This is a genomic window from Janthinobacterium sp. GW821-FHT03A03 (assembly GCF_059421435.1).
Genome location: NZ_JBWKUZ010000015.1, coordinates 99,057 through 113,696, shown reverse-complemented (window position 1 = coordinate 113,696; position 14,640 = coordinate 99,057). Strand labels below are relative to the sequence as shown.

The following is a 14,640-nucleotide window of genomic DNA, read 5'->3' as shown; positions in this document are numbered from 1 at the left end:
AGGACGTGGGGGCATGGCCGCTGGACGGGCCATGAACATGTTGCCGATAATAAAGATGAAATATGACAGCTTGATGAAATGTATTTGCTTTTGACAATGTTTCTTGCCTGTCCGCCAATCGTCCGCAGTTTGCCGATAGCGGCCAAAAACGCGATTTATCACGGTCTAGTCCGTGAATCACCCAAATAAAAGATGGCAATTGTGCCGGATAACTGTGTTTTAAAAGTGCCAATCCGCGCTATGATTTCTCTTGGCGAAAGTCAACATGGGCAGCCGCGGCGTCTGGCAGAGCCGCCTGCTTTCCTCGACATCCAACAATGAGACAAACAACCCATGCAATTACGTAGTGCAACCCTCATATTCAGCATGCTGGCCGCTTTCGGTGGCAATGCCATGGCGCAATCCTGCCCGGCCGGCGACGGCGCTCCCGTGACTTATCCTGTGAGCAAAAAAGTCGACCAGCAAGACAGCTACTTCGGCACCACCATCGCCGACCCTTACCGCTGGCTGGAAGACGCCAACAGCGCCGAGACGGGCGAGTGGGTGGCGGCGCAAAACAAGCTGACGCAATCGTACCTGGGCACCATCCCCGAGCGCGCGGCGATCAAGCAGCGCCTGACCCGGCTGTGGAACTATGAGCGTTTCTCTACGCCAACGAAGCAGGGCGGCCGCTATTTCTACAGCCGTAACGACGGCTTGCAGAACCAGGCCGTGCTGTACACGGTGAAAAAGCTGACGGACGAGCCCCGTTTGCTGCTGGACCCGAACACCCTGTCCACCGACGGCACGGTGGCGCTGGCCGGCACCTCGATCAGCCCGAACGGCAAATACCTGGCCTACGCCACGTCCGCCTCCGGTTCCGACTGGAACGAGTGGAAAGTGCGCGACATCGAATCGGGCAAGGATTTGACGGACCACATCAAGTGGGCCAAGTTCTCGGGCGCCTCGTGGACCAAGGACAACACCGGTTTCTTCTACAGCCGCTATGACGCGCCGAACGAAGCCACCAAGCTGGCCGATATTAATTACTTCCAGAAATTGTATTTCCACAAGATCGGCACGCCGCAAAGCGACGACGTGCTCGTCTTCGACCGTCCCGACCAGAAGGAATGGGCGTTTGGCGGCAGCACCGTCAGCGATGACGGCAATTACCTGATCATCACGGCCACGCAGGGCACGGAACGCAAGAACCGCATCTTCTACAAGGACTTGCGCCAGAAGAACGCCAAGGTCGTCGGCTTGCTGGAAGCGTTCGACGCATCGTACTCGTTCATCGACAATGACGGCCCCGTGTTCTTCTTCAAGACGGACAACAAGGCGCCGAAATCGCGCGTGATCGCCATCGATACGCGCAAACCTGCGCCCGCCGACTGGAAGGAAATCGTGCCGCAGGCGGCGGAAACCCTGGTTGCCGTCAACCTGATCAACAACCAGCTGGTGCTCGATTACTTGAAGGATGCGCAAACGCAAATCAAGATCGTCGACCTGAATGGCAAGCTGGTGCGCGAAGTGGCCTTGCCGGGCATCGGTTCGGCCGGTGGTTTCGCGGGCAAGCGTGGCGACACGGAAACGTTTTACTCGTTCACCAGCTTCACGACGCCGGCGACCATCTACCGCTACGACATGAAATCGGGCAAGAGCAGCGTGTACCGCCAGCCGAAGGTCGATTTCGACCCGAATGCCTTTGAAACGCGCCAGCAATTCTTCACCAGCCGCGACGGCACCAAGGTGCCGATGTTCATCGTCTCGAAAAAAGGCATGAAGCTCGACGGCTCCAACCCGACCTATCTGTACGGCTATGGCGGCTTCAACGTGTCGCTGACGCCGAGCTTCTCCGTGGCAAATCTTGCCTGGGTAGAAATGGGCGGCGTCTACGTGATGGCCAACCTGCGCGGCGGCGGAGAATACGGCGAAGCCTGGCATCAGGCTGGCACCAAGCTGAACAAGCAAAACGTCTTCGACGATTTCATCGGCGCGGCGCAATGGCTGGTAGACAACAAGGTCACCTCGCCATCGAAGCTGGCGATCGGCGGCGGCAGCAACGGCGGCCTGCTGGTCGGTGCGGCCATGACGCAGCGTCCGGACCTGTTCGCCGCGGCCATCCCGCAGGTGGGCGTGCTCGACATGTTGCGTTTCCACAAGTTCACCGTGGGCTGGGGCTGGGTGCCTGACTATGGTTCGTCGGACGATGCCGAACAGTTCAAGGCGCTGGTGAAATACTCGCCGCTGCACAACCTGAAGGCGGGCGGCTGCTATCCGGCCACCATGATCACGACGGCCGACCATGACGACCGCGTCGTGCCTGCCCACAGCTTCAAGTTCGCCGCCGCCGCCCAGGCAGCGCAAGGCGGCGCGGCACCCGTGCTGATCCGCATCGACAGCAAGGCCGGCCACGGCGCCGGCAAGCCGACGACCAAGCAGATCGAAGAAGTGGCCGACCGCTGGGGCTTCCTCAGCCGTTCGCTGAAGATGGCGCCGGTGACGGCGGCTGAGCCGGCCAAGGTGGCGGCGCAGTAAATCGGTGCAGTAATGCTGTACTTGCTGTAAGGTAAAGAGCGCGGGCGCAGTTGGCCCGCGTTTTTTTTATTCTACTTTCAATAATTTCCTTGCTGAGATGATGTTTCTAAAATAAATAAAGTATGATTGAGTTAATTTATGAGTAATTTAAAATTAACGGGTGATTTTAATAATGAAAAAAGTTTTGTGGGTGAAATTTGGTTGGTCCGACTATTATCGAGGCGAGCCAGTTGATGGAAATTTTAGTTGGCTAAAAGGCAAAAAAAATAGCAAGATAAGAGGGCCGGGACATGAAGCTTTTAATTTTAATCCTGGTCCCGACGGAAGATTTTACTGCTATGTTCCGCCACAAAATAAGCTATATACCCCCTCAAATAATGATCCAGATGGTTGGACCGTTATTTGTCTGGCGAAAAATCCGAAACATAAGGGTATCCATATCGTCGGTTGGTATGAGAATGCTACATTACATGGGGAATGGCTGGCACCGCCTGCCGGTGTCATGAGCCAGCGCGGTGAATCCGGAAGCCCAGGCTACGATTGGTCATATTGCATAAGCAGTAAGAACGTGCATATTGTTCCGCCAGAATACCGAACTAGGCCATTCTCTGATCCTACCGTAAGGCAGGGGAAATATTCTTTTTTGGCGGGGCCAGACGTCGATACGAATGAAAGCAAGAAACGTGTTCTTCATCTCCTCGAAAGCAGAATAAAGGAGTTGGCTCCGTTTGCGGTCAAAAATCCTGACGATGAAAAGTTGCCCAATCCCGAGCTTGATGCTGCTGATCCCTTGAAAGGTTTTGGTACAGCTGAACATCGGAAAAAAGTTGAGATGGCGGCGGAGCGTGTCGTTATCGAATATTATGCGAAACGGGGATTTACATGCAAACGCGTCACGCACTTGCCTTGTGGTTACGATTTCGCTTTTACAAAGGGGAAGTTGAATCTGCATGTGGAGGTCAAAGGGACAGCCGGTCCTTCGCCCCAGTTCTTTCTTACCAGAAATGAGCATAGAAAGGGGCTGCAGTCCAATTCATCTTGGCGTCTTGCGATGGTCACATCTGCATTGTCAGCTACACCGGGTATTAATGTATATGATGCAGCTGAACTGGCAAAGGTATTTGACTTGGCGCCCTATGTATACATAGGAACGTTTATTCCCGTTCCAAGCAATTGAGCGATATTTTAAAGTTTAAAGGTCGAGTTGATGGCCATTTTGGGGCGGGCCAGGTCACGGCAACGGCGCAATTCTCGCCAATACCCCCTCCCCAAACACCGTCTGGAACGGCAAATCTTTGCGCTGCGCATAGCCGATATAGCAGTCGCACTTGAAGCGCGGGCAGGCGCGTTCCTGCAGCATGTCGGCCAGGTCATCCGCATATAAATTCCCCAGCCGCTCGGGCACGAAGTGGCAGCGCGCCAGTTCGCCATCGCCATCGACGGACAGCGACGCTTCGCCCGCCAGGCACGGTTTGTTGCGCGAGGGCGAAGGGCGGCGGTTTTGCGCGAACCACGGGTCGACGGCGTCGAGCCAGGCCAGATCTTCCCCACTGTAATAGCCGGGGCCGCGGCGGTCGTAGGCGTTCAGCCACAGGTAGACGTGGGCCGGCAAGGCCGCGCGCAGGGCGCCGATGGCGTCCAGGTGTTCGTTCATGGCCACCACGCCGACGGAATAGCGCACGCCCATGGCATCGAGCTTCGCGCAGCGGTCGAGAAAGCGGGCCAAGGTCGTCTGGTCCGGGTGGTAGGTGCACCACAGGCCGACCTTTTCCAGGCCGTCCATGCTCTCCAGCCAGTTCAATGGGCCGGACAGATTCGTTTGCAGCGCCACCTGGCGCACGTGGGGCAGCGCCGCCAGTGTCTGCATCGCGCTCCGGTAGTGGCGCCGCACCAGCGCCTCGCCCCAGGGCGTAAACAGCACGCCGATGGGGCGCGCTTGCGCCGCCACCCAGCCGGTAAAACGCGCCACCTCGCGCGCGTCGCGGGCCAGCGCGGCGCGGCTGTCGCGCTTCTTGGCGAACGGGCAGTAGCCGCAGGCGTAGTTGCAGCTCGAAAGCGTGCCCCGGTACAGCAGCGACAGCGTTGGCGCTTGCGCCGTCAGCACGCCTGGCCGCCTTCGGCCATCAGCGCGCGCACCGTCTCGGAGGCCAGCCACGGGCCGATGGTGTCGGCGTAGCTGTAGCCCCGGTCATTCAGGCGCAGCAGCGGGCCGTCTTCCTCCACCAGTTCCAGCGCGTGCAGCTCGGCCAGCTGGGGCAAGTCCGCTTCGCAGCGGCTGCCGAAGCGGGCCGCGTAGGCGTCGCGGTCCAGGCCTGGCTGCGTCAGCAGCGACTGGATCACGTAGCGACGGCGCTGTTCTCCGCCACCGAGCACGTAGCCGTGTTCGGCCTGGGCGAAGCGCGCCTCGTCGAGTGCCAGGTAGTTGTCGATGATGTTGATGGTGTCAAGGCGCGCCACGGCGTACTCACTGGAGTAATGGAGGCTGGCCGTGTACGAGCGGGCGCCTGCGCCCAGGCCCACCATGCCGTCATTCTGGCAGCAGTACGACGGACCGTCCTGCTCCGGCGCATGGGGGGCGCGGAACATGCGCATCGACACCTGCTCGTAGCCCCGGGCGCGCAAATGGTCGCGCGCGGCCGCGTACAGGGCCAGGCGGCTGTCGCCGTCCTGCGCCAGCATGATGGGGGACAGCGACTGCGCGCCCTGGCGGCGCGCCACTTTTCCAAGACCCGTCTGCTCGCGCACGTACAGCGGATACAGATAGATTTCCTCGGGCCGGAAGGCCAGCGCGCTGTCGATGGAGGCCAGCAGGCTGGCGACGGTTTGCCCCGCGATGCCGTAGATCAGGTCCAGGTTCAGGGTGGGAAAGCCGGCCGCGCGTATCAGGCCGATGGCGTGCTGGACGGTGGCGTTCTGCTGCGGACGGGCCAGCGCGCGCATCTCGCCGGCGGCAAAGCTCTGGATGCCCAGGCTGACGCGGTCGATGCCGTGCGCGCGGCATACGGCAAGGCGTTCCGCCGTGATGGTCTCGGGCGACGCCTCGATGCCGGCCGGCGTTTGTTGCAGGTCAATGCCGAGGATGTCGCGCGCGCCGCACAGCAAAGCATCGAGCTGCGCCGGCGACAGATAGGTGGGCGTGCCGCCGCCCAGCGCGAAGCGGGCGAAGCGCCGCTCGCCCAGCGCGCCATCAAGGGCGCGCATCTGCACCAGCACTTGCCGCACGTAGCGCTCGACCATGTCGGCGCCGGGGCGTGCCATGGCGAACAGATTGCAAAAGCCGCAGCGCATCTCGCAGAACGGAATATGGATGTAGGCGAAGAGGGCGGAGCGGTCCTGCCGCGCCCACAGGGGCGCCAGCGGCGCCGCCTGCGGCAGGGCGCGGTAGGCCGCCTTGTGCGGATACGAATAGGAATACGCCTGGTAGGGCGTGTGGCGCATGCGCTGCGCCAGGGTGCCCGGTTGTTCGGATGGGTTCACGGTGGGGATTCCTGGGGTGGCTGTTTTGAGGCTGTCGAATCTGGTTGAATGAAAAAGTGCGCATACGGGATATTCCACACGCTGTCGTGGGCGACCCGGTGGCCCCGGTAGCCGTCTTCGCCGTAGGCGCTGCCGTGGTCCGAGCAGACGATGGCAAACGTGGGCGCGCGCGCGGCGCAGGCGGCAAACAAGGGCGCCAGTGCGCCGTCCACATAGCGCAGGGCGGCCGCATGGCTATCCAGGTTGTCGGCACGGCAGCCGGGCAGGTAGGCGCGGTTCGGCGTGTGCAGCGCGCTGACATTGATGAACAGGAAGGTGCGCTGCGCGCCGTCCGCCAGGCGGGCTATGGCCAGCGCTACCTGTTTTTGCGTCGAATGGCGGCCGGCCACGCCCATGCCGGCGCTCCAGTGGCTTTCCTGGAACAGCGACGGCAGCACGGAGCCTAGCGCCGTCTGTTTGTTAAAGAAGCCCACGCCGCCAATGCAGATGGTGCGGTAGCCGCGCGCGGCCAGCGCGGCAGGCAGGTCCGCCTGCTCGAAGGCGTAGGTGTGCGGCGACGTCGTCTCGCTGCCGGCGAAGGCTGAAGCGAACAGGCGCGGATGGCGGCCCGGCGCGGCCGGCGTGGGCAAGAAGCCCGCGAAGAAGGCCTGGTGCGCCGCATACGTGAACGTGGCGGGCGAGTGGCGGCGCTCCCAGCCGCCCGGTGCTAAAAAGCGCCCCAGCACGGGCAATTCGCCCGCCTCGTACAGCGCTTGCGCCACGTCATAGCGCAGGGTGTCGAGCGTGAGGAAGACGATGTCGTGGCTGCCGACGACGGCGTGCATGTCGGGGATGATCGGTGTTTCTTTAAGCATGGGCCAGTTGCGCAGTGTAAGTATCGATGCCTTGCCAGAGCAGGCCGGGCAGCAGGTCGCCGAAGGCGTTCGCCTCCAGCACATGGGCCTGGCCGTGGCGCACGACGAGGTCGTAGCCCGTCACATGGCTGGCAGGGAAGGCGCGCGCGGCCTGGGCGGCGGTTTGTTCCAGCGCGGCCAGGTCGGCTGCGTTCAAGAGGCCGGAGGCGTCGCCGCGCCGGTTGTCGAGGTGCAGATTCGTCATCATCTGCTGTCCGATGCGCGCCACGCGGTGCGCGGGCTGGCCCGCCACGGTCACGACGCGCAGGTCGTAATGGCTGTCGCCGCAGCGGGGCTTGTTCAGCCACGCTTCCGCGTACAGCTCCTGCGCGGCCAGCGCGTCGACGAGGGCCGCGATGTCGTGCCGCGCTTCGTAGCGCGCCATGCGCTTGACATTGAACAAGCGCGTCTGGCCGTCCCCATGCTGCAAGGCGGCCGAGGTGGTGGCTTGCTGGCGCCCGGCCCGGTTGCGCCGGTAGGCGACGACGCCGGACGCGGACGAGCCATAGCGCGGTTTCAAATAGACGCGGTCCAGGTCATGCTCGTGCAGCAGCGCCTGCAGATGCTCGTAGCCGTGCACGGGGCCGAGCAAGGTGGGAATGGCGATGCCGTGCGCAGTCAGGTGGCGCTGGCAGGCCAGCTTGTCCGTCATGCGGCTGATGTCGGCCGGCGCATTGAGCACGCGCGTGTGCGGCAGCTCAAGCAGTTGCGCCGCCAGGGCAGTCATGGCGGAAGTAAAGCCGGCAAACCACGCATCCATGGCCAGCAGTTCGCCGTGTTCGGGCGCGCGCGCGGGCGGGCGGCCCAGCAGCCGGCAGCCCGCCTGCAGCAAGAGCAGGTGAGCGGCGGCATCGTCGCCGGGCGGCTCGATCTTCAGCAGGCCAGGCTGGCGCAAGGCTTCATGCAGCAGCGCCGGCTGCGCCAGCCAGTCGCGCCATTCGAGCACCTGCGCCGGCGGCAGGCGCAGTTGCGCGCGCGCCGCCTGCATCAGGCGCACGCGCTTGCTGCCCTGTGTCGCCAGCAGGGTGAGATGCGTGTGCAAAGGGTGAATCCGCTTATTCTCCGACGGCCACGTAGCGGTAGCTTTCGCCGTCGTCTTCATCGGCTTCCTGCGGGTCGTCCAGCACCACTTCGAAGGGCAGCGCCTTCAGTTTCGCCTGGTTTTCCTCGGAAATGTAGTGGTGCGACAGGTCCAGGCGCTGCAATTTGCCCAGCTGCGTGTGATTGAGCACGGCCACGGCGCCCAGGTCGCCAATGGTGCCCAGCGACAGGTCCAGCGTGTCGAGCTGCGCCACCAGCGGTTCCTCGGCCAGCCAGACGGCCAGGTCGTCGGCGATTTCCGCGTCGCGTAAGCCCAGATATTTCAAGGTCGGCACGGTCAGCTGCGCCAGCACCTTGCGGTACAGGTCCACATCGCCCGAGAAGCCATAGTCGTCCGTGCCCAGCCACAGTTCCAGGTGTTCCAGCTGCGGCATGCTCGATTGCGCCAGCGCTTCGGCGATCTTTTGATCGAGGCCGCCCGCTTCGATGGTAAAGCGGCGCAGGTGCTGGTGCGCGAACGGTTCGATGACGAGTTCATTGCCGCCGCGGATGCGCAATTCCTCCAGCAGCGGGAAGGCGTCCAGCAGGGGCTTGTAGCTGCCTTGCACGATCCACGAGATTTCGCATTCCTCGTACGTCATGTCGCCGATGAACAGGGCGCGCAGCTTCGGCAGTTCGGCGGCATGGGCGATCAGCGCGGCCATCACCTCGTCGGCGCCCGATTCGTACGGGTCGCCCCACATGCCGATGATCAGCGCTTCGAGCGCGCCCTTGTCGGCCTTGGCGAGGAAGCCGGCGATCAGTTCATCCATCTTGCGCTCGTCGTCGTATTCGAGCGACAGGCGGTAGACGATGCCGGGCGAGGCGTCGAAGGGCAGGTCCGGGTCGTACTGGACGACTGTCTTGTTGTGGAAGGTGGTGGTGCTGTCGGAAATGGTCATCGCGTGGGCTCCATAAAAACAGTGGAAGCCTGGATGCCGCGCGCAGTGCGGCGCAGGGACGAGCCGGGATGTGCCGCGACGCTCTGCGAAGACATCCAGGCCTGGAAATCTTGTCTATACTAAAATCTTAGCATAGCCATATGGACATATTGCGCACTGCTGGCGTGCCTTAGCGATGGATCACCACCAGCAGGGCCTTGCCCTCGGTTTTTCCAAGATTGCGGATGATATGCGGCAAATCGGCCGGATAGCGCGCCGTGCCGCCATTCTTGACCTTTTTCTTCGCCGTGCCCACTTCCAGTTCCAGGTTGCCATGGATGACCGTCAAATGCTCGGTGGTGCCCGGATCGTGCGGCTGCGACGCCAGTTCGCCACCGGGCGCCAGGGTCACTTCATACCATTCGTACTTGCCGGCCAGCTCCATCGGTCCCAGGATGCGCAGCACGTAGCCCGCGTGGTCGCCGGGCAGCGTGGGGGTTTCGTGGGCGTCCGTGATGCGGATGGTTTCCACGGCTTTTTCGGCGCTCGACAGCAATTCGCCGATCTGCACGCCCAGGGCGTTGGCCAGGCGCCAGGTGATGGCGATGGTGGGATTGGCTTTTTCGCGCTCGATCTGCGACAGCATGGACTTCGACACGCCCGCGATGCGCGACAAATCCTCGAGTGTCAGGCCGCGCGCCAGGCGCAGCCGTTGCAGTGTGGCACCCACTTCAGGGGGAGAATTGGTCGAAACGCTGGTTTTCATCGGCAGGTAGCTTGCAAAGTTCAAAAGGCTTGGGTAATATCCACTATATTGAATTTCAGTTCGAAATAGTGGATTTTGAGGAAAAACACGGAAACGTGTAGACTTCAAACAGCGCTTCACGGTACAGCATTGTGCGCGCACCGGTCAAGCGGCGGCTTTTTCCCTATGGCGGCTGAAACCACACGCACACCACACGCCTACATCAGGGACACAAGGAATATCATGAGCGAGCAAGCGAAGAACACCTTTTTCAGCGGTCTGCAACAGAATCTTGATCAACTGCGCCAGCAGGGCTTGTACAAGCCCGAGCGCGTGATCGCCTCGCGCCAGGGCGCTGAAGTGGTGTGCGACGATGGCCGTACCCTGATCAATATGTGTGCGAATAACTACCTGGGCCTGTCCGGCGACCTGCAGACGCAGGAAGCATCTATTGCCGCCACGCAAAAATACGGCTACGGCCTGTCGTCCGTGCGCTTTATCTGCGGCACGCAAACCGTGCATAAAGAACTGGAACAGGCGATTTCCGCCTTCCTGGGCACCGAAGACACGATTTTGTACGCGGCCGCCTTCGACGCCAACGGCGGCGTGTTCGAACCGCTGTTCGATGAAAACGACGCCATCATCTCCGACGCGCTGAACCACGCTTCCATCATCGACGGCATCCGCCTGTGCAAGGCCGGCCGCTACCGCTATGCCCACAACGACATGGCCGACCTGGAAGTGCAGCTGCAGGCGGCCATTGCCGCCGGCAAGCGCCATAAAGTCATCGTCACGGACGGCGTGTTCTCGATGGACGGCACGATTGCGCAACTCGACAAGATCTGCGACCTGGCCGACAAGTACGGCGCGCTGGTGATGATCGACGAATGCCACGCTTCCGGCTTCATGGGCGCGACGGGCCGCGGCACGCACGAGCACCACAATGTGATGGGCCGCATCGACATCATCACGGGCACCCTGGGCAAGGCCCTGGGCGGCGCCATGGGCGGCTTTACCTCGGCGCGCAAGGAAGTCATCGACACCCTGCGCCAGAAATCGCGTCCTTACCTGTTCTCCAACACGCTGGCGCCATCGATCGCCGGCGCTTCGCTGTCGGTGCTGGAGCGCCTGGCCAGGTCGACGGAACTGCGCGACCGCCTGCATGACAACACGGCCTTCTTCCGCAGCGAGATCGAGCGCATTGGCTTTACCATCAAGCCGGGCACCCATCCTGTCGTTCCCGTGATGCTGTTCGATGCCCCCGTGGCGCAGAAATTCGCCGCCCGCCTGTATGAACTGGGCGTGCTGGTGACGGGTTTCTTCTACCCGGTCGTGCCGATGGGCCAGGCCAGGGTCCGCGTGCAGCTGTCGGCCGCGCACACCCGCGCACAGCTGGTGCAGGTGCTGGCCGCCTTCGAGCAGGCGGGCAAGGAACTGGGCCTGCTGCCGACGATCACTGCCAGTAATTAATAATAAATAACAATAACTTACAAGATATCAGGACAAGACTATGGAACGCATTTTAGTTATCGGCGCAAACGGCCAAATCGGCAGTGAACTGGTGGGCGCGCTGGCGCTGCAGCACGGCGCGGACAACGTCATCGCCAGCGACATCGGCACGAACAATCTGTACCAGGCCAAGCGCTACGCGCAGCTGAACGTGCTGGACAAGGACGGCCTGGCGCGGATCATCGCCGACGAGAACATCACCCAGGTGTACCAGCTGGCGGCCATGCTGTCGGCCACGGGCGAGGCGGCCCCGCTGAAGGCGTGGAGCCTGAACATGGACGGCTTGCTCAATATCCTGGAACTGGCGCGCGAGCGGGGCGAAGCGGGCAAGCCGCTGCGCATCTTCTGGCCATCGTCGATCGCCGCCTTCGGCCCGAATACGCCGCAAGTGAACACCCCGCAAATGACGGTGATGGACCCGACCTCGATGTACGGCATCAGCAAGCTGGCCGGCGAGCGCCTGTGCGAGTACTACTTCAACAAGTATGGCGTGGACGTGCGCAGCATCCGCTATCCGGGCATCATCAGCTACAAATCGCCTCCGGGCGGCGGCACCACCGATTACGCCATCGCCATCTTCCATGCGGCCTTGCGCGGCGAGCGCTATGACTGCTTCCTCGATGCGAACACCACGTTGCCGATGATCTACATGCCCGACGCCATCCGCGCCACCATCGAACTGATGGACGCGCCAGCGGCATCGATCAAGATCCGTTCGTCCTACAATGTGGCCGGCGTGTCGTTCAACCCCGAGCAGCTGGCGAAAGCCATCGTGCGCATGGTGCCGGACTTCAAGATCAGCTACAAGCCGGACAGCCGCCAGGCCATCGCCGACAGCTGGCCGCAAAGCCTGGACGACAGCAAGGCCAGCGCGGACTGGGGCTGGAAGGCGCAGATCGGCGTCGAGCAGATGGTCACCGACATGCTGGCCCATGTCGATGCGGGGCAGGCGGCCAAGGCGGCCTGAAGTCCGCAGGACATTGATAAAAACATACTAATATAAAGAGACACCATATGGACATGAGCGTATTCGACCTGTTTAAAATCGGCATCGGGCCGTCGAGTTCCCACACCGTGGGGCCGATGGTGGCGGCGCGGCGTTTTCTGGTCGAATACGGTCCGCTGGACCAGGTGGTGGGCGTCGAGGCGGCCCTGTATGGCTCGCTGGCGCTGACGGGCGTGGGCCATGCCACGGACAAGGCCGTCATTCTGGGCCTGATGGGCGAAACGCCGCAGGACGTGGCGCCCGACGAAGTCGACAGCAAGCTGGCCGCCATCGAGGCGGCCGGCGAGATCGCGCTGCTGGGCACGCGCGTGGTGCCGTTTACGGCCGCCACGGGCTTGATCTGGCATAAAAGCGCATCCTTGCCCGAGCACCCGAACGGCATGCGCTTTACGTTGAAACTGCTTGATGGCAGCCGCGTCGACAAGGTGTATTACTCGATCGGCGGCGGTTTTATCCGCGAAGCGGAAGAAGTTCAAACTGCGGCGCAGGCGGGCGCGGACGTGGAACCGGCGGCCAGCGCGCGGGTCGTCTTCCCCTTCGACACCATGGAGCAGTTGCTGGCGCATGGCGTGGAAAGCGGTCTGTCGATCCCTGAAATGCTGCGCGCCAACGAGTGCGTCAAGCGCAGCGAGGCGGAACTCGATGAAGGCCTGGACCGCATCTGGCACGTCATGCGCGACTGCATCGCGCACGGCCTGGAAACGACGGGCAACCTGCCGGGTGGCCTGAACGTCAAGCGCCGCGCCGCCAAGCTGTGGCGATTGGCGCAGGAAGCGAAGGCGTCGGACAACCGCGCCAACGACTTGCCGCACGACGCCGTGCACCTGGTCAGCCTGTACGCGATGGCCGTCAACGAGGAAAACGCGGCCGGCGGGCGCGTGGTCACTGCCCCGACGAATGGCGCCGCCGGCATCATCCCGGCCGTGCTGCGCTACTACGCGCAGGATTGCCGCCCCAGCGACCCGGTCGGCGGCGTGCGCCGCTTCATGCTGACGGCGGCCGCCATCGGCATGTTGTGCAAACGCAATGCCTCGATCTCGGGCGCCGAAGTGGGTTGCCAGGGCGAAGTGGGCGTGGCCTGCGCCATGGCGGCGGCCGGCCTGGTGGCGGCCCTGGGCGGCACGAACGAGCAGATCGAAAACGCGGCCGAAATCGGCATCGAGCACCACCTGGGCATGACCTGCGACCCCATCGGCGGCCTGGTGCAAATCCCCTGTATCGAGCGCAACGGCATGGGTGCAGTGAAAGCGATTACGGCCGCCTCGCTGGCGTTGAAGGGCGACGGCACGCACTTCGTCAGCCTCGACGAAGTCATCGAAACCATGCGCCAGACGGGCGCGGACATGCAGGACAAGTACAAGGAAACGTCCTTGGGCGGGCTCGCCGTGCACGTGATTACCGTCAACCACGCCGCTTGTTGAGGGCGACGCGATAAACCTGCTGCGCAGCCCACTCTCGCGTTGGCGTTGCTCGCTGTACCCTGGTACAGCTGCGCTACTCAACGCGACATTGGGCTTGCTCGCTACGGTTTCTCGCGCCGCCGCGACGTCCCGTGCGACTCATTAAAATCGTGTCGTCGGCGTAGATCGGCTTAGCCCGCAGGGCGTAAGCCGACATAAGCAAAGCAGTAAACCGACAGCCACCACCTCACTCCTCCTCGAACAACTGCTCCAGCCTGCGCGGGTAGTTATTCAAAAAATCGCGCGTCACGGCGTAGTGTTCCGTGTCTTCATAGGCCACCTCGTGGATGCCGCCGCCCGTAAACATGAGGATTTTCGCGTTCGGGTAGGCGAGTAAGATCGGCGAATGGGTGGCGATGATCAGCTGCGAGTCGTCCTGCACCAGCTGGTGGATCACGGACAATGCCGCCAGCTGGCGGCTGGGCGACAGGGCCGCCTCGGGTTCGTCCAGCAGATACAAGCCCTTGCCCCGCAGCTTGTTGATCAGGGTCGCCATGAACGCTTCGCCGTGCGACTGCGCGTGCAGCGACTTGCCGCCATAGCTTTCCAGGTATTCGGGCATGTCGTCCATATAGGTGGCGACATTGAAAAAGCTCTCGGCGCGCAGGAAATAGCTGTCGTCGGGCTTCTTGTAGCTCTTGCTCAGGCGCAAGTGCGCGTGCAGGCCCGATTCCTCGTCCGACGGCAGGGCGATGCGCACGTTGCGCGTGCCGCCATCCTTGCCGAAGCCCAGCCCCACGGCCAGCGCTTCGAGCATGGTCGACTTGCCGCTGCCGTTTTCGCCCACGAAAAACGTCACGTCGCGGTGGAAATCCATGTGCACGAAGTCGCGGATAGCGGGAATGGTGAACGGATAGTGATCCAGATCAACGACAGCATCGGGGCGCAGCGTGGCGCTTTGCAGATACGGTTTTTTACTCAGCGACATGAGCGCTTCCATGAATGACCCGCAGGCGGGCCGACAAGCACCAGTGTGGCGCAAATCGGGCAGGGGCGCCAGTAGGCGCGCCTGTCTTTGCCGCCGGGCTTGATTTCGGTGCCGGTTATTTCCATTTGGAAATGGTTTCCCCTT

Annotated in this window: 12 protein-coding genes; 5 read left to right on the top strand and 7 right to left on the bottom strand. The window is 62.4% G+C overall.

The genetic code is table 11. The features are described from left to right. The first annotated feature begins 333 nt into the window (after positions 1 to 333). Positions 334 to 2,517 carry a prolyl oligopeptidase family serine peptidase gene (locus AC07VI_RS22205; RefSeq protein WP_216356340.1) on the top strand — a complete coding sequence of 728 codons (2,184 nt, stop codon included), beginning with the start codon at positions 334 to 336 and terminating at the stop codon, positions 2,515 to 2,517. A gap of 172 nt (positions 2,518 to 2,689) precedes the next feature. After that, a complete protein-coding gene (locus tag AC07VI_RS22200; RefSeq protein ID WP_086145515.1) occupies positions 2,690 to 3,694 on the top strand; it encodes a protein NO VEIN domain-containing protein in 1,005 nt (334 codons plus the stop codon). A 54-nt stretch (positions 3,695 to 3,748) separates the two neighbouring features. Here AC07VI_RS22200 and AC07VI_RS22195 read toward each other — a convergent pair whose 3' ends face one another. The 6 genes from AC07VI_RS22195 to AC07VI_RS22170 all read right to left on the bottom strand — a co-directional run bounded on the left by AC07VI_RS22195 (position 3,749) and on the right by AC07VI_RS22170 (position 9,614). Further along, entirely contained in the window at positions 3,749 to 4,621 is an 873-nt protein-coding gene (locus tag AC07VI_RS22195; RefSeq protein WP_086145474.1) for an STM4011 family radical SAM protein, read from the bottom strand. Further along, entirely contained in the window at positions 4,615 to 5,994 is a 1,380-nt protein-coding gene (locus AC07VI_RS22190; protein ID WP_216356341.1) for an STM4012 family radical SAM protein, read from the bottom strand. Before AC07VI_RS22190 ends, AC07VI_RS22195 begins: the two co-directional genes overlap by 7 nt. Beyond that, a complete protein-coding gene (locus AC07VI_RS22185; RefSeq protein ID WP_086145475.1) occupies positions 5,991 to 6,848 on the bottom strand; it encodes an STM4013/SEN3800 family hydrolase in 858 nt (285 codons plus the stop codon). The genes AC07VI_RS22190 and AC07VI_RS22185 overlap by 4 nt, the downstream gene beginning before the upstream one ends. After that, positions 6,841 to 7,929 carry an STM4014 family protein gene (locus tag AC07VI_RS22180; RefSeq protein WP_492993961.1) on the bottom strand — a complete coding sequence of 363 codons (1,089 nt, stop codon included), beginning with the start codon at positions 7,927 to 7,929 and terminating at the stop codon, positions 6,841 to 6,843. Before AC07VI_RS22180 ends, AC07VI_RS22185 begins: the two co-directional genes overlap by 8 nt. 13 nt (positions 7,930 to 7,942) lie before the next feature. Beyond that, positions 7,943 to 8,869, bottom strand: coding sequence for an STM4015 family protein (locus AC07VI_RS22175; protein ID WP_086145477.1), 927 nt, complete (start codon positions 8,867 to 8,869; stop codon positions 7,943 to 7,945). 169 nt (positions 8,870 to 9,038) lie between these two features. Further along, positions 9,039 to 9,614 (bottom strand): helix-turn-helix domain-containing protein, encoded by a 576-nt coding sequence (locus AC07VI_RS22170; protein WP_076568821.1) that lies wholly within the window; start codon positions 9,612 to 9,614, stop codon positions 9,039 to 9,041. Between the two features lie 222 nt (positions 9,615 to 9,836). Between AC07VI_RS22170 and kbl the strand changes: the two genes are divergently transcribed. The 3 genes from kbl to AC07VI_RS22155 are packed head-to-tail and all read left to right on the top strand — an operon-like array spanning position 9,837 to position 13,529. After that, positions 9,837 to 11,063 carry a glycine C-acetyltransferase gene (gene kbl / locus AC07VI_RS22165; protein WP_492993964.1) on the top strand — a complete coding sequence of 409 codons (1,227 nt, stop codon included), beginning with the start codon at positions 9,837 to 9,839 and terminating at the stop codon, positions 11,061 to 11,063. Between the two features lie 40 nt (positions 11,064 to 11,103). Beyond that, on the top strand, positions 11,104 to 12,069 hold the full coding sequence (locus AC07VI_RS22160; RefSeq protein WP_086145479.1) for an NAD-dependent epimerase/dehydratase family protein: 966 nt from the start codon (positions 11,104 to 11,106) through the stop codon (positions 12,067 to 12,069). Positions 12,070 to 12,116: 47 nt separating this feature from the next. Next, a complete protein-coding gene (locus tag AC07VI_RS22155; protein WP_086145480.1) occupies positions 12,117 to 13,529 on the top strand; it encodes an L-serine ammonia-lyase in 1,413 nt (470 codons plus the stop codon). A gap of 226 nt (positions 13,530 to 13,755) precedes the next feature. Here the strand turns inward: AC07VI_RS22155 and AC07VI_RS22150 are convergent, their stop codons facing one another. Further along, positions 13,756 to 14,496 (bottom strand): AAA family ATPase, encoded by a 741-nt coding sequence (locus tag AC07VI_RS22150; RefSeq protein ID WP_172404725.1) that lies wholly within the window; start codon positions 14,494 to 14,496, stop codon positions 13,756 to 13,758. Between the last annotated feature and the right edge of the window lie 144 nt (positions 14,497 to 14,640).